The following is a 23814-nucleotide window of genomic DNA, read 5'->3' on the forward strand; positions in this document are numbered from 1 at the left end:
CAGCATGCAGGGCAGCATCGGCTTCGACACCCACCAGCAACTCGTCGGCGGACGCTGGACCGCCACCGCCAGCGGCGAGACGCTGCCGCTGATCAACCCGAACGACGGCAGCCTGCTGGCCGAGATCGGCCGCGGCGGCGCGGCCGACATCGATGCCGCGGTACAGGCCGCACAGGCGGCGCTCGAGGGCGACTGGGGCCGGCTCAGCGCTGCGGAACGCGGCCGGCTGCTGCTGAAGATGAGCGCGCTGGTGCTCGAGCAGGCCGATGAACTGGCGCGGCTGGAGGCGCTGGACGTCGGCAAGCCGCTGAAGCAGGGCCGGGCCGATGCGGTGGCGCTGGCGCGCTACCTCGAGTTCTACGGCGGCGCGGCCGACAAGGTGCATGGCGAGACCATTCCCTTCGCCAACGGCTACACCGCGTTGACGCTGCGCGAGCCGCATGGCGTCACCGGCCACATCGTGCCCTGGAACTACCCGATGCAGATCATCGGCCGCTCGGTCGGCGCCGCGCTGGCGATGGGCAATGCCTGCGTGCTGAAGCCGGCCGAGGAAGCGTGCTTGAGCGCGCTGGCCTTCGGCCGCATCGCGCAGCAGGCCGGGCTGCCGGCCGGCGCGCTGAACATCGTGCCCGGGCTCGGTGAAGAGGCCGGCGCGGCGCTGAGCGCGCATGCCGGCGTCGCGCACCTGTCGTTCACCGGCTCGGTGGCGGTGGGCCGGCTGGTGCAGGCCGCGGCTGCGCGCAACACCATCCCTGTCACCCTGGAGCTCGGCGGCAAGAGCCCGCAGATCGTGTTCGCCGATGCCGACCTGGACGCGGCGCTGCCCTTTCTCGTCAACGCCGGCATCCAGAACGCCGGGCAGACCTGCTCGGCGGCCTCGCGCATCCTGGTCGAGCGGCCGGTCTTCGACAGCGTGGTCGCGCGCATGGCCGAGCGCTACCGGGCGCTGCGCGTCGGGCCCGCGCTGGACGACCTGGACGTCGGCCCGCTGATCTCGGCGCGCCAGCGCGACATCGTGCAGGGCTACCTCGGCATCGCGCGCGACAGCGGGCTGCAGGTGGCGGCCCAGGCCTCGCTGCCCGCCAGCCTGCCCGCCGGCGGCTGCTACGTGGCGCCCACCTTGCTGGCGCCCGCGGCGCCCGACCATCGCCTGGCGCAGGAAGAGATCTTCGGCCCGGTGCAGGTGGTGATCCCGTTCGACGGCGAAGCCGAGGCCTTGCGCATCGCCAACGGCACCGCCTTCGGCCTGGTGGCCGGCGTGTGGACGCGCGACGGCGGCCGCCAGCTGCGCATGGCGCGCAAGCTGCAGTGCGGCCAGGTGTTCATCAACAACTACGGCGCCGGCGGCGGCATCGAGCTGCCCTTCGGCGGCGTCAAGCAGTCCGGCCACGGCCGCGAGAAGGGCTTCGAGGCGCTGTACGGCTTCTCGTCGCTGAAGACCGTCGCCATCAAGCATGATTGACGTGGCTCCCCCCCGGAGCGCCTTCGGCGCCTCCCCCCCAGGGGGCACCGCCAGCGGCCCGGCAGAGCCGGTTCCGCGGCGGTTGCTTGGGGGCGCCTGCGTCATGCCACGAGGGGGGCGGTCGGCGCCACGACCCACCAAGATGGATCCGGTGTGTCATACAATGGATGACAAGCAGGACCCTGGAGCGCCGTCATGCGCGTGAATGCCCGGCTGGATGAGGAAGCCCAGCAACAACTCGACTACCTGGTCAGCGCCACTGGCGAGAGCGTGAGCCATGTGGTGCGCGAAAGCGTGCGGATGTACTACCACCAGGTCCGTGCCAAGCAAGCCGGGCTGCGCCACTTTGGCCCGTTGATCGGCAAGGGCCACAGTGGCCGCAGCGACATCGCCGGGAACTACAAGCAATTCGTGGCCGAGGCCATCGATGCCAAGTACCCGCGGCGGCCGAAGTGATCGCGGTCGACAGCGGATTCCTGTTTGCGCTGGCCGATGCGGACGATGCCTGGCACGAGCGTGCCCAGGCCATGGCCGGCACGGCCGAACAAGGCTGGATCACCACCTGGCCGGTGCTCGCCGAGTGCTGCCACCTGCTGCAGAGCCGGCTGGGCCCGGCGTTCGCCAGCGGGCTGATCGACGAGGTGGCCGGTGGCGGCATTGCGGTGTGGAGTCCCTCACTGCAGGAACTCGCCGGCCTGCCCATCCTGATGCGCAAATACGCCAAGCTGCCGATGGACCTGGCGGACGGCTCGCTGGTGCTGCTGGCCGAGCACCTGGGCCACGGCCGCATCCTCAGCACCGACCAGCGCGATTTCGGGGCCTATCGCTGGAAGAACCGCAAGCCTTTCCACAATCTGCTGGCTCAGTGAGCCCGTGAGGAGACACCCATGCGCTTGAAGAACAAGGTCGCCATCGTCACCGGCGGCGGGTCGGGGTTTGGCGAGGGCATTGCGCGCAAGTTCGTCGCCGAAGGCGCGCAGGTGCTGGTCGCCGACCGCGACCTCGACGCCGGCCTGCGCGTGGCCGCTGCTCTGGGGCCAGCGGCGCGCGCGCTGAAGGTCGATGTGGCCGATGCCGCCGACGTGCGCTTGATGATGGAGACGGCCGAACTGCACTTCGGGCGCATCGACATCCTGGTCAACAACGCCGGCGTGGGCCATGTGCCGCAGCCGCTGGAAGGCCTGCCGGAAGACGAGTTCGACCGCATCACCGCGGTGAACATGCGCGCCATCTACTTGGCGATGCGCGAGATCGTGCCGCGCCTGAAGGCCAACACGCCCGGCGTGCATGGCCAGCGCGGCGTGATCCTGAACATGGCCTCCACCGCCGGCGTCAGCCCGCGGCCGCGGCTGGCCTGGTACAACGCCAGCAAGGGCTGGGTGATCACTGCCACCCGCGCCTGCGCGGTGGAGCTGGCGCCTGCGGGCATCCGCGTCGTCGCGCTCAATCCGGTGGCGGGCGAGACGCCGCTGCTGAAGACCTTCATGGGCGAGGACACGCCCGAGATGCGAGCGAAGTTCCTGTCGACGATCCCGATCGGCCGCTTCTCGCTGCCGGAGGACCTGGGCAACGCGGCCTGCTTCCTGTGCAGTGACGAGGCGACGATGATCACCGGGGTGTGCATGGAGGTCGATGGTGGACGCTGCATATGAGCTCCCCCCCGGAGCGCCTGCGGCGCCTCCCCCCCAGGGGGGCCACGCCAGCGGCCCGGCATAGCCGGTTCCGCGGCGTGCGCTTGGCGGGCTGAGATCGGCGCGGGGTCGCTGGCGTGAGTACCGACCGGCCGCACGATCCTGATGCCACCCGCGTGATCGTGCCGCCGGTGTTTGCCGACACCGACCCGGAGGCCACGCGGGTTCGACCTGACCCCGATGCGACGCTGGCGCGGCCGGAGGTGCCGGCCGACCCGGATGCCACGCGCGTTCGGCCCGACCTGCACGAGCCGACGCAGCCGCACCACCCGCCTACCCGCCCCTTGACGCGGCCACACACCACGGTGCTGCGGCGTGGCGAGGCGCCGGCCGCGGCCCTGCCGGCGGCGCTGGTGCGCAAGGCGCCGCTGGCGCTGCAGCCCGGCTTCCGGCTGCACGAGTACCGCATCGAGCGCGTGCTGGGCCAGGGCGGCTTCGGCATCACCTACCTGGCCACCGACGTGAACTTGCGCGCGCCGGTGGCGATCAAGGAGTACCTGCCCGAGGAGATCGCCTTCCGCGCCGGCGACCGCAGCGTGATGCCGGCCGCGTCGCAGCACCGCGAGCGCTACCAGTTCGGGCTCGAGGCCTTCCTGGTCGAGGCGCGCACGCTGGCGAGCTTCCGGCACCCGAACATCGTGCGCGTGGCGCGCTTCTTCGAGGCCCACCACACCGCCTACATGGTGCTGGAGTACGAGCGCGGCAGCCCGCTGCGCGACTGGTGGCCGCAGCACCAGGCCATCGGCGAGAAAGGCCTGGTGGCGCGGCTGCAGCCGCTGCTCGACGGCCTGGCCACCGTGCATGCGGCCGGCTTCCTGCACCGCGACATCAAGCCCGACAACATCCAGGTGCGGCAGGACGATGGCCGCTTCGTGCTGCTGGACTTCGGCTCGGCCGGGCAGACCGTCGCGCTGGCCGCGCAGCAGGCGGTGATCGTCACGCCCGGCTTCGCGCCGATCGAGCAGTACGGCTGGGGCGAGCAGGGCGCGTGGACCGACATCTATGCGCTGGGCGCCACGCTGTACTGGGCGGTGAGCGGCCAGAAGCCGCCCGATGCCGAGGCGCGCCATGCCGGCGTGGCGCTGAAGCCGGCCGTGGAGGCCGGCCGCGGCCGCTACGGCGAGCCCTTCCTGCGCGCGATCGACTGGGCGCTGCAGCCCGACCCCGCGCAGCGCCCGCGCAGCGTCGCGCAGTGGCGCGAGGCCTTGCTGGCCGAGCACGTGGCCTCGATGCGCCTGACCGACGCCTTGAGCCGGGGCGAGCAGGCCGCGCCGGCGCGCAGCCGGGTCGCGCATGCGCTGCGCCAGCTGCTGTCGCCCTCGGCCTGGCCGCTGGCGGTGAAGATGGCGCTGGCGATGCTGGCCACCGCGCTGCTGCCGATGCTGCTGACCGCCGGCTACAACCTGACGCGCAGCCTGCAGGTGCTGGAGGCCAGCCAGTTCGACCAGGCCGAGCACCTGGCCAGCAACACGGCCGGCCGCCTGGCGCAGCTGATCAACGACAGCCAGAACTTCGCCCGCGTGCTCGGCACGGACGCTGAATTCGCGCGTTATCTCGCCAAGCCCGATCCGGCCGTGCGCGACGCGCTGCGCGACCGGCTGGTGGCGGTGGCACGCGCCAACCGCGACGTGCACCTGGTGATGGTGATGGACCCGGGCGGCACCGCGCTGCTGTGCAACGACCCCGAGGTGATGGGCCGCAACTTCAAGTTCCGCCGCTACTTCCAGGAGGCGATGGCGGGGCGCCCGTTCGTCACCGGCGTGGTGGTTGGCGCGGTGGCCGGCCAGGCCGGCGTGTTCTTCTCGATGCCGGTGCTGGCCGCCGACGGGCAGGCGGTGATCGGCGCGGTGGTGCTGCGCATCCATGCGTCGTCGTTTGCCGCGATCCTCGACGAGGTGAAGCAGTCCTCGGCGCTCGATCCCTTCCTGGTCGACGGCGACGGCGTGCTGGTCTATCACCCGCGCGAGAACCTGCTGTACCGCAGCCTGGCGCCGCTGACCGCCCCGCAGCTGGCCGCCATCCAGGCCGATCAGCGCTTCCGGCGCGACACCATCCAGAGCCTGGAGATGCCGGCGCTGGCACGGGTGATGGTCGGCGCGCGGCAGTCGGGCCACACGCGCTTCCATTCGACGATCAGCGGTGTCGACGAGATCGCCGGCTATGCGCCGGTGCCGGGGCATGACTGGGTGGTGGGCGTCAGCCAGCCGCGCGCGGTCTTCGAGCAGCCCTTCCGCCAGCTGTACCGCGACCTGGGCCTGAGCGTGGCGCTGGTCGGCCTGCTGTTCACCGGCCTGGCGCTGCGCTTCGCGCGCAGCATCGTCCGGCCGATCCGCGCGCTCACCAGCGCGGCCGATGCGCTGAAGGCTGGCGAGTTCGACCGCGCCGCGATCACCGTGCGCAGCCGCGACGAGGTGGGCCAGCTCGCCCGCACCTTCAACGTGATGATCGACGTGCTGCGCCAGCGCGAACGCGAGCGCGAAGCCGGCGGCGGCCGATGAGCGCGGCCCCGCCCGACGTCGATGCCTGGCCCGCGTGGCTGGCCGTGGCCCGGCGCCTGGACCGCCGCTTCGAAGGCCATTTCGTGCGCGCGAGCTTCGACTACCAGCAGCCGGTCAGCCTGCAGCGCGCCGTGCCGCCCCGCCTGCGCCGACCCTATGCCGTGAAAGTAGGCTACACCGACTGGGGCCTGCCCGGCTGGCCGACGCTGGTGTGCTGCGGCGGCGTGGCCAACACCGCGATGCGCTTCGCCTTCCTGGCTGCCGACCTGCGCCGCGAAGGCTGGCGCGTGGTGTGCATGGACTGGCTGGGCCGCGGCCAGTCGGGCTGGCTGGCCGACGGCAGCGAGTACGGCCTGCCGACCTATGTCGAGCAGCTGCGCCAGCTGATCGTGCACCTGGGTGGCGGCCCGGTCGCGCTGCTCGGCTCGTCGATGGGCGGCAGCGCCGCGATGGTGCTGGCCGCGCGCCATCCGGAGCTCGTCTCGCGCGTGCTGCTCAACGACGTCGGCCCGCACATCCCGCAGGCCCGGCGCGCGCGCCGCGCGCAGACGCTGGCGCGCCACTACGTGTTCCGCACGCCGGCCGACATCATGCGCCGCGCCGGCGCCGCGCAGAAGCATGACGGGCCGGTGGGCGACGACGTGCGCCTGTTCATCGCCTACCACCAGACACGCTGGTCCGACGAGGACGGCGGCCGCGTCTACCGCCACGACCCGCGCGCGCTGCTGGCCTACCAGCGCGACGCCGCGCGCAGCGTCGACCTGTGGGATGCCTGGCGCGCGCTGCAGGGCCCGGTGCTGCTGATGCACGGGCTGGAATCCGACGCGCTGACGCCATCGACGCTATCGCGCATGCAGCGCGGCCACGCGCTGACCCTGGTGCACGTGCCCGACACCGGCCACACGCCGGTGCTGAGCGACCGCCACCAGACCGCGCTGATCGGCGACTGGCTGCGCGAGCCGGCGCCGCCGGCGTGCGCGCTGTGCGTCACGCATGCGCCGCTGCGGCGGGCGTGGGTGGCAGGCTGACGCGCTGCCGGCGCCGCACGCCTGCCCCGATCAACAGGGCCAGCCCGGCCAGGGCCCAGCTGCCGGGCTCGGGCAGGGTGCGCGCATCGCCGGCCAGGTTGAACTCGATGCCGTGGTAGCCGCCTTGGCCGGACAGGGCGTCGTAGCTGACGGTCTGCAGCAGCGTGCCGTCGCGCGAATACTGGTCGAAGAACTGGGTCGGGCCGCGCGTGGTCCACAGCGTGCCGTCGGCATAGTCCATCGCCAGCCCGGCGCCGCCGAACTCGCCGGCGTTGAACTGCGACAGCAGCGTGCCGTCGAGCGCGTAGTCGCGGATCAGGCCGTAGACGACGCCGTCGTTGGAATAGGTGCCGCTGATCCACAGCGACTGGTTGCCCGGGTCGTAGGTGATGCCGCCGGCATCGATGCGGAAGTCGATGTCGAACAGCTTCTCGGTGTTGCTCCAGTCGCGGCCGAAGCCGTACACGCTGCTCAGGCCGTGGCTGTCGCCGGCGTGGGTGGTGACGGCGTAGTTGCGCTGGCCATCGGTGCTGCCGTCGACCAGCCGCACGCCGGCATCCGGCGCGAAGGCTGCCGCGTAGGTCACGCCGGTCTGCGTCCGGTCCAGCGCGTACTGGCCGCCACTGGTGCCGCTGAGGCTGAGGGTGCGGATGTCGCCGTCCACCGCGATCGGCACCTCGCAGTGGTTGCAGTAGGTCGGCGCGCCGGCGCTCACCGTGTCGCCCTGGATGGCGTAGAGCCGGGCGGTGGTGTACGAGGCGAGGTACAGCGTCGACACCGGGCCGGCAAAGGCCGGGGCGGCGAACAGGCCGGCCAGGCCGAGGAGGGCGGCGCCGGTCCGGCGCGACAGGAAGGCAAAGCGGTGCATCGGGAAGTCCTTGCAGGCGAAAGGTTGAGGAGGTCTCGCACGACAACACGCAATGCACACCGAGAACCCGCCATGCCAGCCGCCCCCGATTCCGGGGGGTGATGCCCCGGCCAGCGCCGCGGCGGCCGATGGCCTGCCGCCCACGCTGCGCCTGCCGACGGCCTTCGCCGAGCTGTACGACGAGCTGCGCCGCATGGCGCGCCGGCGCCTGCGCGGCCGCGCGCCCATCACGCTGCTGGACACGCAGGCGCTGGTGCACGAGGTCTACGAGCGCCTGGTCCGCATGCAGGCGCTGCAGCTGCAGGACCGCGGCCATTTCCTGGCCTACGTGGCGCGGGCGATGCGTTCGATCGTGATCGACGCGGCGCGCGAGCGGGCGGCGCAGCGGCGCGGCGGCGGCCAGGCGGTGCTGTCGCTGACCGAAGGCCTGGCCGAGCAGCTGCCGCAGCCCGACCCGCTGCGCGACCCCGAGCTGCTGCGCGTGCACGAGGCGCTGGAAGACCTGGCGACGATCGAGCCGCGCCTGGCGAGCGTGGTCGAGATGCGCTTCTTCGGCGGCCTGAGCCAGGCCGAGATCGCCGAGGCGCTGGGCCTGGGCCTGCGCACCGTCGAGCGCGACTGGGAGCGCGCACGCTCCTACCTCTACCACGCCCTGGGCGGCCATGATGCCGGCGCGTGAGGACTGGGCGCGCGCGCTCGCGCTGCTCGACCAGGCGCTGGCCCAGCCGCCGGCCGCGCGTGCCGATTGGCTGGCGCAGCTGCCGGCGCACGAGGCCGCGGTGCGCCCGCTGCTGCAGCAACTGCTGGCGCAACGGCCCGCGCTGGAGGCAGCCGGCTTCCTGGAGGCGCCCGCCCGCTGGCCGCCTGCATCGGACGCCGGAGGCGCGCCGGGCCCGGCCAGCGGCCAGTGCATCGGCCCCTACCGCCTGCAGCGCTGCCTGGGCCGCGGCGGCATGGCCAGCGTCTGGCTCGCGCAGCGCGCCGATGGCGCGCACCAGCGGCCGGTGGCGCTGAAGCTGCCGCAGCTCGACGGCCCGGCGCGGGCGCGGCTGGCGCAGGGTTTTGCGCAGGAGTGCCGCATCCTGTCGGGTCTGGAGCACCCGAACATCGCGTCGGTGCTGGACGCCGGGCAGCACGACGGGCAGCCCTGGCTGGCGCTGGAGTACGTCGACGGCCAGCCGATCGGCCTGCATTGCCGCGAGCGGCGGCTGGATGTGCCGGCCCGGCTGGCGCTGTTCCTGCAGGTGCTGCGCGCGGTGCAGCATGCGCATGCGCTGGGCGTGATCCACCGCGACCTGAAGCCCGGCAACGTGCTGGTCGACCGCGAAGGCCGGGTCAAGCTGCTGGACTTCGGCATTGCCAAGCTGCTGGCCGGCAGCGCGGAGGCCGGCCCGGGCGCACAGCCGTCCACGCTGTGGGGCGGCCGCGCGATGACGCCCGACTACGCCGCGCCCGAGCAGATTGCCGGCGGCCCGGTGGGCACGGCCACCGACATCCACGCGCTGGGGGCGATGCTGTTCGAGCTGCTGCTCGGCCGGCGCGTGCACCGGCCCGCGCGGGACACCGCCGCGGCGCTGGAAGAGGCCATCCTGCAGGCCGAGGTGCCGCGGCCGAGCCGCCTGGCGCTGACCGATGCCGAGGCTGGGCTGCCGGGCATCGCGCCGCGGCTGCTGGCGCGGCAGCTGCGCGGCGATCTCGATGTCATCGTGCAGAAGGCGCTGCGCAAGCAGCCGGCCGAGCGCTATGCCACCGTCGCCGCGATGGCCGAGGACATTGAACGTCATGCGCAGCGGCGGCCCATCCTGGCGCGGCCGGACAGCCCGGGCTACGTGCTGCGGCGCCTGGCCTGGCGCCACCGGATGGCGGTGGGCCTGTCGACGCTGGCGCTGGCCGCCACGCTGACCGGTGGCGCGCTGGTGGTCTGGCAGGCGCGCCAGGCCCAGCGCGAGGCCGAACGCGCGCAGGCCACGCAGCGCTTCCTGCTGAGCCTGTTCGACAACAGCGCGCGGGCCGGCTCCGGCGCGCGGCCGCCGCACCAGGTGACCGGCAAGGAACTGGTGGAGCAGGGCGCGAAGCAGCTGCTGACCGGGCACCGCGCCCATGACGCGCAGCGGCTGGACCTGCTGGTGCTGCTGGGTGGCCTGAGCCGCGACCTCGACCTGCTGGACCAGGCGGCGGCCCTGGACGACGAGGCACTGGCGCTGGCGGCCGAGCTGGACGGGCCCGGCAGCCCGCGCCACGCCCAGGCGCTGCTGGCGCGGGCCGACACCACACTGCGCCGCGGCGATTTCCAGGCCGCGCAGCAGCAGGGGGAGCAGGCGCTGGCCGCGCTGCAGGCCCTGCGCGATCCTGCCCCCGAGCCCTTGGCCCAGGCCCATGTGCTGCTGGGCAACGCGCTCGACCAGCTGGGCCGGCCCGATGCGTCGGCCGCGCACCTGCGCACCGCGCTGCAGGCCCTGCGCCGCGCCGACGCCCGCACCGAGACGCTGCCGCGCGCGGCCTTCTACCTGGCCCGTGCCCACGAGGCCCGCAACGACCTGGCCGGCGCCGAAGCGCTGTACCTCGAAGGCCTGCGCAGCGCGCGCCGGCACTTCGGCGCGCACAGCTACATCGTGGCCTTCGGCGAGGACAACTACGGCGACCTGCTGCGTCAGATGGCCCGCTTCGACGAGGCGCGCCAGCACCTGCAGGCGGCGCAGGCCGTCTACCGCGCGCTGCTCGGTCCGCAGCACCTGAGCGTGGCCGGTGCCCAGTACAACCTGGGCCAGGTGCTGGCGGCGACGGGTGAGCGCGCCGCGGCCGACGCGCAGTTCGCGCAGGCCGTCGCGTTGTCGGACCAGGTGGCCGGTCCCTACCACCCGAACTACGGCAGCTACTTCGTGGCGGTGCGCGCGCAGGCGCTGCTGCACGGCGGCCGGCTCGACGCGGCGCGGGCGCTGTACGCGCAGTGGCTCGACCACTGGCCCGCCGGCAGCGCCGCGCGCGCGCGCCTGATCCGCTTCGTCGGCCTGCCGTACAGCCGGTTGCTGATCCAGCGCCATGAACTGGCGGCCGCGCGGGCGTTGCTCGGCGAAGTGCAGGCCAGCCTCGACCAGCTGCCGCCGGAGGCACCGCGCGCGCAGGTGGCGCGCCAGCAGGCCCAGGCCCGTGCCGCCGAACTGGCCTGGGCCGAGGGCCGGCGTGACGCCGCACGCGCCGGGCTGCGCGCGGCGCTGCCCTCGATCAGCGCGCCGGGTGGCGACTTCGAGGGCGCCCTGGCCCTGCTGGCGGCGTGGAGCCGGGTGGCGCCCGGCGCAGCGGACGCCGCGAGCGTGCTGCGCGCCTACGAGGCGCTGGGCGATCGCCAGCGCTGGTTGGCGGCCGACGTCGAGCGCCAGGCCGCCGAGGCCTTGGGCCTGGGCCGGCTGCAGGCGGCCGTGGGGCACGCCGAGCAGGCCCGGGTGCTGCTGGCGCGGGCCGTGGCGTTGCGCGACCGCATCGATGTGCCGGGCAGCCCCTGGCGGGCCGAGGCCCACGCCGCGCTGGCGGCCTGGCGGTCCGGCCCTGCCGGACGCGCGGCACCGGCGCCGGCTGATGACGGGGACCATGAACGCTAGGCGCGCCGCCCTGCCAGCAGGCCTTCGTCGAGCCAGCGCGCCAGCAGGCCGGCGGCCCGCGCGGCGGGATCATCGCTGAACGCGGCGGCCTGCTCGCACAGGTCGCCGAAGCTGGCGCCCTGGACCAGCGCCTGCAGCAGCGCGGCCTCGTCCGCTTCGAGCGAACGCCACAGCGTCTGCAGCTCGCGTCGCCACACCAGCAGGGTGTGCGCGGCGGCCTCGGGCGCCGGCAGTTCGGGTTCGTCGCCACCGGCTGCCGGGTCGTGTTCGCGCAGCGTGCGCCAGGCGGCCTCGATCGCCCAATCGAGCGGCTGCAGGCGCAGGCTGGGGTGGGGCGTGAAGCGCAGCGTCGCGAAGTCTTCGGGGGCCACGCCGGCCAGCGCCTCGCGGCCGATCGCGGGCGCGTCGGCCGCGTCGAAGGCGCCCCGCAGCGCCCAGTCCATGCGGGCCAGGTCGACGAACGCGGGGTGAGGCACCAGGCCGCTGTCGGTTTCCACCTGCGTGGCCATGAAGTCGGCCAGGCGGTGGCCGAACCAGCGGATCGACGGCACGGTGGACGGGTGTGCGGCGATGTAGGCCGCCGCCAGCGCGGCGAAGGCCTCGTCGCCCATCGCGCGCAGCAGGATCTCGAAGTTGTCGCCCAGCGCCTCGGTCAGCCGCGCGACGTAGGCGTGGCGGTAGGCGCTGATCAGAGGCGCCTGGCCGCCCGCATGGAGCATTAGCAAGGCATCGCAGGGCGCACCGTCGGCCACCGCGGCGGCGAAGGCCAGCTGCTGGCCGCGCAGGGCCTGCATCGACGCCGTCGTCATGCCGCCACCGCGGTGCTGTCGGCCAGGACCTCGGCGGCGATGCGGCGGGCCAGCGCCAGCTCGTCCAGCAGCTCGGCCAGCGGCGGGATGTTGTCGTCGCGCTCGATCATCGTCGGCCGCGGCCCGAGGCGGCGCAGCGTGTGCCGGTACAGCGCCCACACCGCGTCGCACACCGGCGCGTCGTGGGTGTCGATCAGGAATTCGCCCTGCCGGGAATGACCGGCGAGGTGGATCTGCACCACGCGCTCGGCGGGCATCGCGTCGATGTAGGCCTGCGCATCGAAGCCGTGGTTCACGCTGCTGACGTAGACGTTGTTGACGTCCAGCAGCAGCAGGCAGTCGCTGCGCTGCAGCAGCTCGGCGACGAATTCGTACTCGTTCATCTCGTCGGCCGCGAAGCGCACGTAGCTCGAGAGGTTTTCCACCGCGATGCGCTGGCCCAGCAGGTCCTGCACGCGGGCGATGCGGTCGGTCAGGTGGCGCAGCGCGGCCTCGGTCATCGGCAGCGGCAGCAGGTCGTGCAGGTTGCGGCCGTTCACGCCGGTCCAGCACAGGTGGTCGGACAGCCAGGCCGGCTGCACGCGCCGGGCCAGTGCCTTCAGGTCGCGCAGGTAGTCCAGGTCCAGCGGATCGGTGCCGCCCAGCGACATCGACACGCCGTGCATCACCATCGGCCAGTCGGCGCGGATGCGGTCCAGGTGGTGCAGCGGCCTGCCGCCGGGCACCAGGTAGTTCTCGCTGATGACCTCCAGCCAGTCCACCGCCGGGCGGCCGGATGTGAAGTCAGCGTAGTGGTCGGTGCGCAGGCCGAGGCCGAAGCCCTGGATCATGGCGTGTCCTCACGCGGCGAACCTAACGCAAAAAACACCCGGCCGCCGGTTCAGGGCTGCCGGGTGCAAAGAAAGGCACCAAGGTGCAAGTCAGTTCCCTGGCGCGTGTGCCGACAGCCAACCCGGGGGTCGCCCAACCCGCGGCACACGCGCCAGACGCCACGCAGGGCGCCTGACCTGGCAGCGCCGACTTACTTGACGACCTTGCCGCCCTTGTCGGTGCATTCCTTGGCCGACTTCTCGTGCACCCAGCCCTGGCCCTTGCAGCTGTTCTGGCCCTTGCAGGAGTTGTTGGCGGTCTTGCATTCGCTGGTGCCCTTGCAGCTGTTGCTGCCCGTGCACTTCACGCCTGCGTCGGCGGCCTGCACCGAGGTGGTGGCCAGCAGGCCGGTCGACAGCAGGGCGGCGGCAGCGGTGGCGATGGCCACACCGGACTTGATCTTCATGGGGTTTCCTTCCGTAGCGTTGAACGAGGGTTCGATTCGAAAGCGTCCGACCCGGTGGATTGGCCGGAGGTGTCGGGGCGCAGGCGTCTGTCGCCGCGGACCGCGCTTTCCTTACATCGGCTTCGAACGCGCGGCGACCTGGCTCAGATACGCCGCGCCACGTTCAACGGATGCATGCGGGGAAACCCGCGGCTCAGTCGCCCAGCACCGCGGCGATGGCGTCGGCCGTGCGGCCGACATTGCCCTGGTTCAGGCCGGCCACGCAGATGCGGCCCGAGCGGATCAGGTACACCGCATGTTCCTCGCGCAGCCGGTCGACCTGGGTCGCGCTCAATCCGGTATAGCTGAACATGCCGCGCTGCGTGAGGAAGTAGCTGAAGTCGCGGTCCGGGCGCAGCGCCACCAGCCGGTCGTGCAGCGCGCGGCGCATGCCGGCAATGCGCTGGCGCATCGCGGCGACCTCGCCTTCCCACATCGGTCGCAGGTCCTTGTCGCCCAGCACATGGGCGACGATCAGCGCGCTGTGGATCGCGGGGCTCGAGTAGATGCGCCGCACCGTGAAGCGCAGCTGGCCCATCACCAGCTCGGCCTCGGCCCGCGTGGCGCACACCGCGCTCAAAGCGCCGCAACGCTCGCCGTACACGCTCATGCTCTTGGAGAACGAGTTGGCGACGAAGAAGGTGATGCCGGCATCGGCCATCGCACGCACCGCGTAGCCGTCCTCGGCGATGCCGTCGCCATAGCCCTGGTAGGCCAGGTCCAGGTAGGGCAGCAGTTCGCGCTCGCGCAGCACCGGGATCAGCGCATTCCACTGTGCGTGGCTCAGGTCCACGCCGGTGGGGTTGTGGCAGCACGCATGCAGCAGCACGATGCTGCGCGCGGGCAGGCCGCGCAGCGCGGCGAGCATGTCGTCGAAGCGCACGCCGCCGGTCTGCGCGTCGTAGTAGGGGTAGCTCTGCACCGTGAAGCCCGAGCCCTCGAACATCGAGCGGTGGTTGTCCCAGGTCGGGTCGCTGACCCACACGCCGCTGTCGGGCAGCCAGGTCTTGAGGAAATCGGCGCCGACCTTCAGGCCGCCCGAGGAGCCGACGCTCTGGATCGTCGCGACACGGCCTGCGGCAATGGCGGGATGGTCGGCACCCAGCAGCAGCTTCTGCACTTCGCTGCGCATCGTCGCCTCGCCTTCCATCGGCAGGTAGGGCTTCGGTCCGCCGGCGGCCAGGATCATCGCCTCGGCGCCGCGCACGCTGTCCAGCACGGGCAGGCGGCCCTGCTCGTCGAAATAGATGCCGATCGACAGGTTCACCTTCTGCGGCCGCGGATCGGCGTTGTAGGCGTCGACCAGCGCAAAGATCGGGTCGCCCGCATAGGGCTTGACGTGCTCGAACATGGTGGATGGATCTCCGGTGGGAAGCGCGGATTATCGCGAGCGCTGTGCCGGCACGGCCCCCGGCATCACGTGCCTGTGCCGGTCCAGTGCGCCCAGCGGCCATGGGCATGGCTGCGCGCCAGCAGCTCGGTGCGTGCGGCGCCGGTCTCGTCGCGCCAGCTCAGGTACCACAGCGAGGCATTGGCCAGTTCCTCGGCACTGACGCGCCCGTCGCCGGGCAGCGCGGCGGGCGGCGCATCGCCCAGCACCAGGCCCGGGCCTTCGGCGCTGAGCCAGGCCAGGCCACGCCGCTGCACCAGCGAACGCATGCGTGCGATGTGAGCGGCCAGCGCCTCGCGTTCGAAGTAGGCCAGCACCCAGCTGTTGAAGACCACCGGCTGCACGCCGGCCGGCAGGCTGTCGAGCCAGGGTTCGATGCGGGCGAAGCAGTCGTCGGCCTGCTGCACCGGCCAGCCGGCGCGGCGCACGATGGCCGCGGCCTGGTCGAAGCGCTGCGCGCGCGACCGGTCGTGCGGCCACAGGCAGGCGCGCAGCCAGCGCGTGGCGGTGGCGTCGTGCAGGTCCACCGGCGCGGGGTCGAGGCCGATGCGGCTGTGCAGGCGCGCCGGCGCCAGCGCGCGCGGTCCGCTGCCGTGCACCGGGTGGCAGTCGATCCGGGGGACGCCGTCGCCTGCCGGCGCACCGAGCTGCTGCGCGCCATGGGTGTACGCGTAGGCGTCCACGCCCAGGTTCAGGCCGGCGCTGCAGCCGAAGTCCAGCAGCGCCAGCGGCCGGCCGCCGCAGCGCGCGGCCAGCTCGGCCAGCGCCGGCCACAGCACGGCGCAGCGGCCGATCTCGTTGGTCTGCGTGCTGCGCGTCGCGCAGTGCGCCGCCAGGGCGGCGGACTGCGCGGCCAGGAAGTCATCCAGCGCCGGCGCGAGGCCTCCGTCGGGCAGGCGCTCGCCGCCCTGGCTTGGATAGTAAGCGGCCAGCGCAGCGCCGGCGCCGGCGAGCACGCGCTCGTGGATTGCCGCCAGCAGCAGGTTAGGGCGTTGCTGCGGCCGCGGTGCGGCGTCCAGCAGCGCCAGCGCCGCCGGGCGTTGCGCCAGCAGCCGGCACAGCGCGACGTACAGCGGATCCTCGCCGCACTCGGTGGCGGCAAAGCGTTCGAACTGGCGCTGGCGCTGCGCCAGCGTGGGTGCCGTGGGGCCGGGCGCGGTGGCATCGGTGCGGGGGGCGGTGTTCATGGCGGGCAGCGTAGGCGGCAGGCTGGCCAAACAATGTCGGCCACCCGACAATCGTGGCGATGTCCGACGCTGCAACGGCGCTGCGCTCGCTGCTGGCCGCCAACTTTCCCGCGCTCGAGCTGCGTGCCGGCAACGCCGCACTGGCGGCGGCGCTGCCGCATTGCCGGCTGCGCCGCCTGGCGGCCGGCGCCACGCTGTTCGCGCAGGGCAGCCGCAGCGCGCTGTACGGCGTGGTGGAGGGCGAGATGGCGCTGCGCTTCTGCTCGGTGGACGGCGAGGTCTCGCTGATCGAGCTGGCGCCGCCGCTGCGGCTGTTCGGCCTGGCCGCGCTGGCCGGCGGCCAGCCCAGCAGCTACGAGGCGGTGGCGCACCGCGCGGCGCGGGTGCTGGTGATCGGCGCGCCGGCCTACGTCGCGCTGATGGACGGCCTGCCCGGCTTCGGCCGCGCGCTGATGCGCGAGTTCGCGCTGCGCCACGACGGCACGCTGCGGCTGCTGCAGGCCTCGCGGCTGCAGGGCGCGGCCGAGCGGCTGTCGCTGGCGCTCACGCACCTGCAGCGCGCCGGCCGGGCCCAGGCGCCCGACGCGCAGGGCCGGGTGCTGCTGCGCACCACGCAGGCCGAGCTGGCCACGCTGGCGGGGCTGTCGCGCCAGACGGTGAACGAATGGCTGCAGCGCATGGCGCGTGCCGGCCACCTGCAGCCGGTGTACGGCGGCGTGCGGCTTCAGGCCGCGAGCGCGGCCTCGATGTCGGCGGCCAGTTTCTCCGGCGCGTCCTGGGGCGCGTAGCGCTTGATGACCTGGCCGTCGCGGCCGATCAGGAACTTGGTGAAGTTCCACTTGATCGCCTTGGTGCCCAGCAGCCCCGGCGCCTCGGCGGTCAGCCACTGGTACAGCGGATGCGCGCCGCTGCCGTTGACCTGGATCTTGGCCATCATCGGGAAGCTCACGCCGTAGTTCATCTGGCAGAACGAGGCGATCTCCTCGTTGCTGCCGGGGTCCTGGCCGCCGAACTCGTTGCTCGGGAAGCCCAGCACCACCAGGCCCTTGTCCTGGTAGGCCTTCCACAGCTTCTCGAGGCCGCCGAACTGCGGGGTGAAGCCGCACGCACTGGCGGTGTTGACGATCAGCATCACCTGGCCCTGGTAGCGCGAGAGCTTGACCTTCTTGCCGTCGATGGACACAGCGTCGAATTCCCCTATGTTCTGATGCGACATTGCTGAGACACTCCATGCTGGGCCGGCTGGCGGTGGCGCATGTTAAACCCCTGTGTTGCCGCCCTTGTGCCAACCGCGTGGCTGACCGCGTGGCCGACCGTTTTGCCTGTCACTTCCCTTCGCTCGCCGATGTCTGTTCCGATTCCCGTGGCACTGCTCGGCTTCAGTGCCTTCGAGCGCAATGCACTGGCGTCGTACTTCCGCCTGGCCGCGCGGCGCCAGCCGGCGTACTGCCACGTGCTGGACGTGGACGAGGCACGCTTCGTCGTGGCCGACGCCGACCAGGCCGGCGTGCCCGAGCTGCTGCAGGCGCTGGGCCGCATCACCGATGCGGTGTTCGTCGGCGCGCAGGGCCCCGAAGGCGCGGCCAGCTGGATGATGCGGCCGATCGACCCGGTGCACGTGCTGCGCGAACTGGATGCGCTGGTCGCGATGCGCGACAACCCCGGCACCGGACCGCTGCCGCTGCTGGCCCCGTCGCCGACGATCTCGCGGCCGATCACCATCGGCAAGGGCGTGCCGGCGCGGCGTGCGGCGGACGTGCCGGTGCCGCCCATGGCGCCTGTGATGGACAGCGAGGCGACCCGCCCGCTGCCTTCGCTGGACGAGCGCCGCGCCGCGGCCGACGCGCAGCGCCGCCAGCGCGAGGCCGCCCTGCGGCCGGTGCCGTTGAAGCGCGCGCTGCTGGTCGACGACAGCGAGCTGGCCTTGCACTTCCTGGACCGGCAGCTGCAGCGCTACGGCCTGGCCACCGAGTGGGCGCAGCACAGCGGCAAGGCGCTCGAGCTGCTGTCGCACCAGCCCTTCGGCTTCGTGTTCCTCGATGTCGACCTGGGGCCGCAGTCCGACCTCGACGGGCTGGCGCTGTGCCAGCACATCAAGCACCGCCACGTGCACCCGAGCGGGCGCGTGCCGCTGGTGGCCATCGTCTCGGCCTTCCACGATCCGGTGGACCGGGTGCGCAGCACGCTGGCCGGGGCCGACGTGCACCTGGGCAAGCCGCTCGATTTCGCTGCGCTCGACCGCTGGCTCAGCCAGCACGGGCTGACCCGCGGGCCCGAGCTGCCGGTGCCGGTGGCCGAGTAGGCGGCGGCCCCGAGCCCCGTCCCGCCGCTGCGGCTAGTGGTGGCCCTTGTGCAGCGCCGCCAGTCCGGCCGCGGCCATGATCAGCGCGCCGCCCAGCGCGGTGCGCGCGTCCAGCACGCCGCCGCCCAGCAGCACCGCCGACAGGCTGGCGAACAGCACCTCGGTGATCATGATCACCGAGGTCACCTGCGCCGGCAGCCGCGCCGCGCCGTACTGCAGTGCCAGGTTCGAGCCGATGAACCACAGCGCCAGCACCGTGGTGAACAGCAGCCATCCCACCGCCGGGGCCGGCGGCGGTGGCACGTGGCCGCTGCGGGTCTGCAGCGCGGCCAGCAGCAGCGAGATCAGCATGCCGCCGAAGAACATCGCCAGCGCGCGCGCCGGCTCGCTGCGCTGTGCTTCGCGCCGCAGCATCACGTTGTTCAGCGCGAAGCAGAAGCCGCCGGCCAGGGCCAGCCCGTCGGCCAGGCTGAAGGGCGTGTGCGTGGCGCCGTCGGGCGGCCACAGCACCACCGCGGCGCCGGTCAGCGCCAGCAGCACCCGCAGGATGGCGCCCACGCCGATGCGCTCGCCCAGCAGCGGCCGCGCCAGCAGCACGGCCCACAGCGGCATCACGTAGAACAGCAGCACCACGCGCACCACGTCGCCGATCGTCACCGCCCAGTTGAAGCAGGCGTTGGTGGTGCCCGCGGCGGCCATCAGCACCCACAGCGTCGGCGTGCGCAGCACTTCGCGCCAGGCGCCGGGCCGGGCCAGCAGCAGCACCAGCACCGCCACCGCGAAGGTCAGCGTCGTCAGCCACAGCGGGTGCAGCCCGGCCGATTGCATGGCCCGGAACGGCCACCACGAGACGCCCCAGGTGAAGGCGTTGAAGACCAGCGCGAGGGCTGGCAGGGCACGGGAATTCACGTCAGCGGCCCGCGGAGGGCGGGTCTCAGTGTTTGTCGGTTCTCGCAATGGCCAGCAGGCGCTCGACCTCGTCGCGGTCGACCACGCAGTTGCGGGCATGCCAGCGCCAGATCAGCGTCATCGTGCCGGCCACCAGCAGGCCGAACACGGCGATGGCGGTGAAGGCCGACAGGCCGAACTTGGTCATGCCGGTGTAGAAGGCCGCCAGGCCCAGGATGCAGGCCTGCTCGTTGAAGTTCTGCACCGCGATCGAACGGCCAGCGCCCATCAGGTTGTGGCCACGGTGCTGCAGCAGCGCGTTCATCGGCACCACCAGGTAGCCACCGGCCAGGCCCAGCAGGATCAGGAAGGGCACCGCGACCCAGATGTCGCGGATCAGGTTCAGCCCGATCAGCAGGATGCCCATCAGCACGCCGAGCGGGATGACGCCGGTGGCGCGATCGAGCCGCATGCGCATCGACGCGATCACCGCGCCGGCGGCCACGCCGATCGACACCACCCCGGCCAGCGAGGAGGCCTGCGTCGTGCTGTAGCCCAGCGCCGCCGCGGCCCAGGGGAAGACGATGATGCGCATGTTGCCGCCGACGCCCCAGAACATCGTCGTCGTGGCCAGCGAGATCTGGCCCAGCTTGTCCGCCCACAGCCGCGCATTGCACTGCGAGAAGTCGTTGACCATCGTCATCGGGCTGTGCGCCAGCGGCTGCAGCGGCGCCTCGGTGCGCGGGATGTACAGGTTGAACAGCGCGGCGATCACGTACAGCCCCAGCAGCGCACTGATGGCGGCCTCGGGCGGCGTGTCGATGCCGGTGTCGATCATCGGGAAGTCGAAGCCCAGCAGCATCGGCGCGATGCGCGGGCCCACCAGCTGGCCGCCGAGCACGGTGCCGAGGATGATCGAGACGATGGTCAGCCCCTCGATCCAGCCATTGGCCTTGACCAGCTGCGAGGGCGGCAGCAGCTCGGTGAGGATGCCGTACTTGGCCGGCGAATAGGCCGCGGCGCCGAGGCCCACCACCGCGTATGACATCAGCGGGTGGGTGCCGAACAGCATCATCAGGCAGCCGACCACCTTGATGCTGTTCGAGACGAACATCACCTTGCCCTTGGGCACCGCGTCGGCGAAGGCGCCGACGAAGGGCGCCAGCAGCACGTAGAACAGCGCGAACATCACGGCCAGGGCCGGCACCTGCCAGGCCGGGGCCTGGTTGCTGCGCAGCAGCTCGATGGCCGCAACCGTCAGCGCGTTGTCCGCCAGCGAGCTGGCGAACTGCGCCGCCATGATGGTGTGAAAGCCTCTCTTCATCCGCAATCAGCTTTCAACAACCCCAGGGCGCCTTCGTCTCCAACGGCTGCCGTGGCAGCTTCTCGCTTGTGCTCGGCCGGGGCAGCAACGATCGGTCTGCCCTGTCTGGCCGGCCGGCGGTTATAGCATGGCTGTCCGGCAAAACCTGCAGCCGCCGTGCGGGGCCAGAATGAACAGCCGCCCGTTCCGCGACGACTTCTGCAACAAGGTCCGCCCCGATGCCCCGCCCGATCGAAGCCCTGATCCACCCCGATGCGCTGGCGCACAACCTGGCCCGGGCCCGCGCCGGCGCGCCCGATGCCCGGGTCTGGGCGGTGGTCAAGGCCAATGCCTACGGCCATGGCATCGAGCGCGTCTACGAGGCCTTGCGCGGCGCCGACGGCTTCGCGCTGCTCGACCTGGCTGAAGCCCAGCGCATCCGCGCCTGCGGCTGGCGCGGGCCCGTGCTGCTGCTCGAAGGCGTGTTCGAGCCGCGCGACCTGGAGCTGTGTTCGCGGCTGAACCTGTGGCATGCGGTGCACTGCGAGCAGCAGATCGACTGGCTGGGCGCGCACAAGACGCACCAGCCGCACCGCGTGTTCCTCAAGATGAACAGCGGCATGAACCGGCTCGGCTTCGCGCCCGCCGCCTACCGCAGCGCCTGGGCGCGGCTGAATGCGCTGCCGCAGGTCGACGAGATCTCGCTGATGACGCATTTCTCGGACGCCGACGGGCCGCGCGGCATCGCGCACCAGGTGGCGCTGTTCGAGGCCACCACGCGCGACCTGCCCGGCGAGCGATCGCTCAGCAACAGCGCGGCGATCCTGCGTCACCAAGGCCTGAAGACCGACTGGGTGCGCGCGGGCATCCTGAGCTACGGCAGCGCGCCGGACTTCCCCGAGCACGACATCGCGCACTGGGGCCTGCAGCCGGCGATGACGCTGCGCTCGCGGCTGATCGGCACCCAGCAGCTGCAGCCCGGCGACAGCGTGGGCTACGGCAGCCGCTTCGTGGCCGAACGGGCGATGCGCATCGGCATCGTGGCCTGCGGCTATGCCGACGGCTACCCGCGCCACTGCGGCAGCGGCACGCCGGTGCTGGTGGCAGGCCAGCGCTGCGCCACGGTCGGCCGCGTGTCGATGGACATGCTGGCGGTCGACCTGACGCCGGTGCCGGCGGCGCAGGTCGGCAGCGAGGTCACGCTGTGGGGCCGCGGCCCGCAGGGCAGCCTGCTGCCGATCGACGAGGTGGCGCAGGCCGCCGGCACCATCGGCTACGAGCTGATGTGCGCGCTGGCCCAGCGGGTACCGGTGCAGGTGGCCGCGGCGGGCTGACGCGCGGGCTTTCGGGCCGGCTTCGTTTGGCGCCGCGGCGCCCGCATTTCGCGGCATCGGGCGGCGCTTCATCGCGCGGCCGTGGAGCGCGCGGCCTGCGCTTCCTAGAGTGGCGGCATCCAACCACCACCCCCCGGGAGCCGCCATGAAAACCCCCTTGGTCCTGCGTTCGCTGATCACCCCGCTGATGCTGCTGTGCGGCGCCACCGTCGCGCAGGCGCAGGCCTGCATCCCGGTGGAAGTGCAGAACGTGCGCGCCGGCGAGGGCCGGCTGATGATCGCCGGCTACGACAGCGCCGAGGCCTATGCCGCCAGGCAGGTCAGCATCGCGGTGCAGCTGCGGGCCGAGGGCGAGACCATGAGCCTGCAGGTCTGCGGCCTGCGCGGGCCGGTGGTGGCGCTGTCGGCCTTCCAGGACCTGAACGGCAACGGCAAGCTCGACACCAATGCGATGGGCATTCCGGCCGAGCCCTGGGGCGCTTCGGGCAAGCCGCCGGCCTTCAGCGCGCCGACCTGGGACACCACCCAGGTGACGCTGGAAGCCGGCAAGCCGGTCGTCGTCAAGCTGGCCAAGTGAGCGCGGCCATGACGATGCAACGCCGCGAATTCCTGCGCGCGCTCGGTGCTGTCGGCGCGGGCAGCGCCGCCGCATGGCTCACGCCGGCCGCCGCCGCAGACTCCGCGATCAGCGAAGCCGAGGCCTTCGACCGCGCGGTCGCCGACAAGCCCTGGCTGCGCCCGTTCAAGGGCGTCAGCGATGCGGGCGGCGACCTGCGCTGCGAGTCGCTCGCGATCACCGGCCGCCTGCCGCCTGAATTACGTGGCCGCTTCTACCGCAACGGCCCGGCGCTGTTCGAGCGCAACGGCCAGCGCTACCACCACTGGTTCGACGGCGATGGCATGGTGCAGCAGTTCAGCTTCAGCGGCACGCAGGTGCGCCATGTCGGTCGCCTGGTGCGCACCGCCAAGCTGCGCGCCGAGCAGCAGGCCGGCCGGTTCCTGTACAGCGCCTTCGGCACCGGCATCCAGAGCGACGCGCCGGTGCTGGGGCCGGACTCGCTGAACACCGCGAACACCAATGCGCTGGAGCATGCCGGTCGCGTGCTGGCGATGTGGGAAGGCGGCTCGGCCTATGCGCTGGACCCGGACGGTCTGGTCACGCGCGGTCCCGTCACCTGGGGCGAGGGACTGCAGCAGGTGCCGTTCTCGGCGCATCCGAAAGTGGACGCCAGCGGCCACCTCTGGAACATCGGCACCTTCGGCGCCCGGATCGTGGCCTGGCATGTCGACCCGCAGGGCCGGCTGGTCAAGGCGCAGGTCGGCGAGTCGCCGTACCCCGGCGGCATGGTGCACGACATGGCGATCACGCCGCAGTACCTGGTGATCCCGCTGCCGCCGGTGAAGCTGCACTTCGACCGCATCGCCGCCGGCGCGTCGCCCGAGGCGGCCTACGACTTCGAGCGCACGCAGCCGCTGCGCATCCTGGTGCTGGACAAGAACGACATCACGAAGCGCCGCATCTTCGAGCTGCCGGCGCAGATGGTGTTCCACGTCGGCAATGCCTGGGAGCGCGGCGACGGCCGCATCGTGCTGAGCTACGTCGGCGCCAGCGACCACCGGACGCTGGTGCAGGGCGCGGTGGCCGTGGTGGCCGGGCAGCCCGGGCCGAAGCGGGTGTCGAGCACGCAACTGGCGGTGCTGGACATGGCCAGCGGCCGCGCCACGGTGCAAGGCCTCGACGACGCGGTGGAGTTCCCGCGTATCGACCCGCGCCGCACCGGGCTGGCGTCGCGCTTCGCGGTGAGTGCCGCCGAGTGGCGGCCGCAGCCGGCGGGCAAGGGCGCGCTGTTCCACGGCATCGAGTGGCGCGACCTCGAGACCGGCCGCGTCGAGCGCTACGACTACGGCGTCGACATGGTGGTGGAAGAGCACATCGTCGTGCCCAAGCCCGGCCGCGGCGAGGACGAGCGCGACGCCTGGCTGGTGGGCACCAGCTTCGACGCGAAGCGCCAGCAGACGCTGGTCAATGTGCTCGACGCGCGGGCCGTGGCCGACGGACCCGTCGCCCAGGCCGCGCTGCCCTACGCGCTGCCGCTGGGCTTCCACGGCAACTTCACGGCGGCATCATGAGTCTCGCAGGCAG

Annotated in this window: 22 protein-coding genes; 13 read left to right on the forward strand and 9 right to left on the reverse strand. The window is 72.5% G+C overall.

The window, feature by feature from the left end:
* The first annotated feature begins 4 nt into the window (after positions 1–4).
* The 6 genes from ACILR4_RS08650 (at position 5) to ACILR4_RS08675 (ending at position 6679) form a co-directional block, all read left to right on the forward strand.
* Positions 5–1462, forward strand: a complete 1458-nt coding sequence (locus ACILR4_RS08650) for an aldehyde dehydrogenase family protein (RefSeq protein ID WP_395700444.1) — start codon at positions 5–7, stop codon at positions 1460–1462.
* Positions 1463–1657: 195 nt separating this feature from the next.
* Positions 1658–1918, forward strand: coding sequence for a ribbon-helix-helix protein, CopG family (locus tag ACILR4_RS08655; RefSeq protein WP_395700445.1), 261 nt, complete (start codon positions 1658–1660; stop codon positions 1916–1918).
* Positions 1915–2331, forward strand: a complete 417-nt coding sequence (locus ACILR4_RS08660) for a type II toxin-antitoxin system VapC family toxin (RefSeq protein WP_395700446.1) — start codon at positions 1915–1917, stop codon at positions 2329–2331. The genes ACILR4_RS08655 and ACILR4_RS08660 overlap by 4 nt, the downstream gene beginning before the upstream one ends.
* Before the next feature lie 18 nt (positions 2332–2349).
* Positions 2350–3114 carry a glucose 1-dehydrogenase gene (locus ACILR4_RS08665; protein ID WP_395700447.1) on the forward strand — a complete coding sequence of 255 codons (765 nt, stop codon included), beginning with the start codon at positions 2350–2352 and terminating at the stop codon, positions 3112–3114.
* 116 nt (positions 3115–3230) lie between these two features.
* Positions 3231–5651: a protein kinase domain-containing protein gene (locus ACILR4_RS08670; RefSeq protein WP_395700448.1), complete on the forward strand. Its 2421-nt coding sequence runs from the start codon at positions 3231–3233 to the stop codon at positions 5649–5651.
* Positions 5648–6679 carry an alpha/beta fold hydrolase gene (locus ACILR4_RS08675; RefSeq protein WP_395700449.1) on the forward strand — a complete coding sequence of 344 codons (1032 nt, stop codon included), beginning with the start codon at positions 5648–5650 and terminating at the stop codon, positions 6677–6679. Before ACILR4_RS08670 ends, ACILR4_RS08675 begins: the two co-directional genes overlap by 4 nt.
* Here the strand turns inward: ACILR4_RS08675 and ACILR4_RS08680 are convergent.
* Complete coding sequence (locus ACILR4_RS08680) at positions 6639–7547, reverse strand: hypothetical protein (RefSeq protein ID WP_395700450.1); 909 nt, start codon at positions 7545–7547, stop codon at positions 6639–6641. The two genes, ACILR4_RS08675 and ACILR4_RS08680, sit on opposite strands and share 41 nt — an antisense overlap.
* Before the next feature lie 52 nt (positions 7548–7599).
* Between ACILR4_RS08680 and ACILR4_RS08685 the strand changes: the two genes are divergently transcribed.
* Both ACILR4_RS08685 and ACILR4_RS08690 read left to right on the forward strand, forming a co-directional pair.
* On the forward strand, positions 7600–8226 hold the full coding sequence (locus ACILR4_RS08685; RefSeq protein WP_395700451.1) for an ECF-type sigma factor: 627 nt from the start codon (positions 7600–7602) through the stop codon (positions 8224–8226).
* Positions 8210–11143, forward strand: coding sequence for a protein kinase domain-containing protein (locus tag ACILR4_RS08690; protein WP_395700452.1), 2934 nt, complete (start codon positions 8210–8212; stop codon positions 11141–11143). Before ACILR4_RS08685 ends, ACILR4_RS08690 begins: the two co-directional genes overlap by 17 nt.
* Here ACILR4_RS08690 and ACILR4_RS08695 read toward each other — a convergent pair.
* From ACILR4_RS08695 to ACILR4_RS08715, 5 genes are all read right to left on the reverse strand, one after another.
* A complete protein-coding gene (locus ACILR4_RS08695; RefSeq protein WP_395700453.1) occupies positions 11140–11952 on the reverse strand; it encodes a putative DNA-binding domain-containing protein in 813 nt (270 codons plus the stop codon). The genes ACILR4_RS08690 and ACILR4_RS08695 overlap by 4 nt on opposite strands.
* Positions 11949–12782 (reverse strand): DUF692 domain-containing protein, encoded by an 834-nt coding sequence (locus ACILR4_RS08700; RefSeq protein WP_395700454.1) that lies wholly within the window; start codon positions 12780–12782, stop codon positions 11949–11951. Before ACILR4_RS08700 ends, ACILR4_RS08695 begins: the two co-directional genes overlap by 4 nt.
* A 191-nt stretch (positions 12783–12973) precedes the next feature.
* A complete protein-coding gene (locus ACILR4_RS08705) occupies positions 12974–13228 on the reverse strand; it encodes a hypothetical protein (RefSeq protein ID WP_395700455.1) in 255 nt (84 codons plus the stop codon).
* A gap of 193 nt (positions 13229–13421) precedes the next feature.
* Positions 13422–14618 carry an aromatic amino acid transaminase gene (locus tag ACILR4_RS08710; protein WP_395700456.1) on the reverse strand — a complete coding sequence of 399 codons (1197 nt, stop codon included), beginning with the start codon at positions 14616–14618 and terminating at the stop codon, positions 13422–13424.
* A gap of 65 nt (positions 14619–14683) precedes the next feature.
* A complete protein-coding gene (locus ACILR4_RS08715) occupies positions 14684–15844 on the reverse strand; it encodes a DUF2332 domain-containing protein (RefSeq protein WP_395700457.1) in 1161 nt (386 codons plus the stop codon).
* A 59-nt stretch (positions 15845–15903) separates the two neighbouring features.
* Between ACILR4_RS08715 and ACILR4_RS08720 the strand changes: the two genes are divergently transcribed.
* Complete coding sequence (locus ACILR4_RS08720) at positions 15904–16632, forward strand: Crp/Fnr family transcriptional regulator (protein WP_395700458.1); 729 nt, start codon at positions 15904–15906, stop codon at positions 16630–16632.
* Here ACILR4_RS08720 and ACILR4_RS08725 read toward each other — a convergent pair.
* The gene (locus ACILR4_RS08725) at positions 16569–17060 is read right to left on the reverse strand and encodes a glutathione peroxidase (RefSeq protein ID WP_395700459.1); all 492 of its coding nucleotides are present in this window, start codon (positions 17058–17060) and stop codon (positions 16569–16571) included. The two genes, ACILR4_RS08720 and ACILR4_RS08725, sit on opposite strands and share 64 nt — an antisense overlap.
* Before the next feature lie 129 nt (positions 17061–17189).
* Between ACILR4_RS08725 and ACILR4_RS08730 the strand changes: the two genes are divergently transcribed.
* Complete coding sequence (locus ACILR4_RS08730; RefSeq protein ID WP_395700460.1) at positions 17190–18146, forward strand: response regulator; 957 nt, start codon at positions 17190–17192, stop codon at positions 18144–18146.
* 33 nt (positions 18147–18179) lie between these two features.
* Here the strand turns inward: ACILR4_RS08730 and ACILR4_RS08735 are convergent, their stop codons facing one another.
* Complete coding sequence (locus ACILR4_RS08735) at positions 18180–19055, reverse strand: DMT family transporter (protein ID WP_395700461.1); 876 nt, start codon at positions 19053–19055, stop codon at positions 18180–18182.
* Between the two features lie 25 nt (positions 19056–19080).
* Positions 19081–20358 (reverse strand): lysophospholipid transporter LplT, encoded by a 1278-nt coding sequence (gene lplT / locus ACILR4_RS08740; RefSeq protein ID WP_395700462.1) that lies wholly within the window; start codon positions 20356–20358, stop codon positions 19081–19083.
* Between the two features lie 218 nt (positions 20359–20576).
* Between lplT and alr the strand changes: the two genes are divergently transcribed.
* The 3 genes from alr to ACILR4_RS08755 all read left to right on the forward strand — a co-directional run bounded on the left by alr (position 20577) and on the right by ACILR4_RS08755 (position 23801).
* Positions 20577–21671, forward strand: a complete 1095-nt coding sequence (alr, locus tag ACILR4_RS08745; protein WP_395700463.1) for an alanine racemase — start codon at positions 20577–20579, stop codon at positions 21669–21671.
* Positions 21672–21816: 145 nt separating this feature from the next.
* Positions 21817–22248, forward strand: coding sequence for a DUF2141 domain-containing protein (locus ACILR4_RS08750; protein WP_395700464.1), 432 nt, complete (start codon positions 21817–21819; stop codon positions 22246–22248).
* A gap of 8 nt (positions 22249–22256) precedes the next feature.
* Positions 22257–23801: a carotenoid oxygenase family protein gene (locus tag ACILR4_RS08755; protein WP_395700465.1), complete on the forward strand. Its 1545-nt coding sequence runs from the start codon at positions 22257–22259 to the stop codon at positions 23799–23801.
* The last annotated feature ends 13 nt before the right edge of the window (positions 23802–23814 follow it).

Origin of the sequence: Aquabacterium sp., from assembly GCF_044226965.1 — a bacterium.
GTDB lineage: Bacteria > Pseudomonadota > Gammaproteobacteria > Burkholderiales > Burkholderiaceae_C > Pseudaquabacterium.

What these genes read in the sequence shown, in the direction of transcription:
- ACILR4_RS08715 (WP_395700457.1), bottom strand. Translation starts at nt 15,844, where the DNA reads ATGAACACCGCCCCCCGCACCGATGCCACCGCGCCCGGCCCCACGGCA.
- ACILR4_RS08750 (WP_395700464.1), top strand. Translation starts at nt 21,817, where the DNA reads ATGAAAACCCCCTTGGTCCTGCGTTCGCTGATCACCCCGCTGATGCTG.
- ACILR4_RS08730 (WP_395700460.1), top strand. Translation starts at nt 17,190, where the DNA reads ATGTCTGTTCCGATTCCCGTGGCACTGCTCGGCTTCAGTGCCTTCGAG.
- ACILR4_RS08725 (WP_395700459.1), bottom strand. Translation starts at nt 17,060, where the DNA reads ATGTCGCATCAGAACATAGGGGAATTCGACGCTGTGTCCATCGACGGC.
- ACILR4_RS08665 (WP_395700447.1), top strand. Translation starts at nt 2,350, where the DNA reads ATGCGCTTGAAGAACAAGGTCGCCATCGTCACCGGCGGCGGGTCGGGG.
- lplT (WP_395700462.1), bottom strand. Translation starts at nt 20,358, where the DNA reads ATGAAGAGAGGCTTTCACACCATCATGGCGGCGCAGTTCGCCAGCTCG.
- ACILR4_RS08710 (WP_395700456.1), bottom strand. Translation starts at nt 14,618, where the DNA reads ATGTTCGAGCACGTCAAGCCCTATGCGGGCGACCCGATCTTTGCGCTG.
- ACILR4_RS08685 (WP_395700451.1), top strand. Translation starts at nt 7,600, where the DNA reads ATGCACACCGAGAACCCGCCATGCCAGCCGCCCCCGATTCCGGGGGGT.
- ACILR4_RS08690 (WP_395700452.1), top strand. Translation starts at nt 8,210, where the DNA reads ATGATGCCGGCGCGTGAGGACTGGGCGCGCGCGCTCGCGCTGCTCGAC.
- ACILR4_RS08705 (WP_395700455.1), bottom strand. Translation starts at nt 13,228, where the DNA reads ATGAAGATCAAGTCCGGTGTGGCCATCGCCACCGCTGCCGCCGCCCTG.
- ACILR4_RS08650 (WP_395700444.1), top strand. Translation starts at nt 5, where the DNA reads ATGCAGGGCAGCATCGGCTTCGACACCCACCAGCAACTCGTCGGCGGA.
- ACILR4_RS08680 (WP_395700450.1), bottom strand. Translation starts at nt 7,547, where the DNA reads ATGCACCGCTTTGCCTTCCTGTCGCGCCGGACCGGCGCCGCCCTCCTC.
- alr (WP_395700463.1), top strand. Translation starts at nt 20,577, where the DNA reads ATGCCCCGCCCGATCGAAGCCCTGATCCACCCCGATGCGCTGGCGCAC.
- ACILR4_RS08700 (WP_395700454.1), bottom strand. Translation starts at nt 12,782, where the DNA reads ATGATCCAGGGCTTCGGCCTCGGCCTGCGCACCGACCACTACGCTGAC.
- ACILR4_RS08755 (WP_395700465.1), top strand. Translation starts at nt 22,257, where the DNA reads ATGACGATGCAACGCCGCGAATTCCTGCGCGCGCTCGGTGCTGTCGGC.
- ACILR4_RS08655 (WP_395700445.1), top strand. Translation starts at nt 1,658, where the DNA reads ATGCGCGTGAATGCCCGGCTGGATGAGGAAGCCCAGCAACAACTCGAC.
- ACILR4_RS08695 (WP_395700453.1), bottom strand. Translation starts at nt 11,952, where the DNA reads ATGACGACGGCGTCGATGCAGGCCCTGCGCGGCCAGCAGCTGGCCTTC.
- ACILR4_RS08675 (WP_395700449.1), top strand. Translation starts at nt 5,648, where the DNA reads ATGAGCGCGGCCCCGCCCGACGTCGATGCCTGGCCCGCGTGGCTGGCC.
- ACILR4_RS08720 (WP_395700458.1), top strand. Translation starts at nt 15,904, where the DNA reads ATGTCCGACGCTGCAACGGCGCTGCGCTCGCTGCTGGCCGCCAACTTT.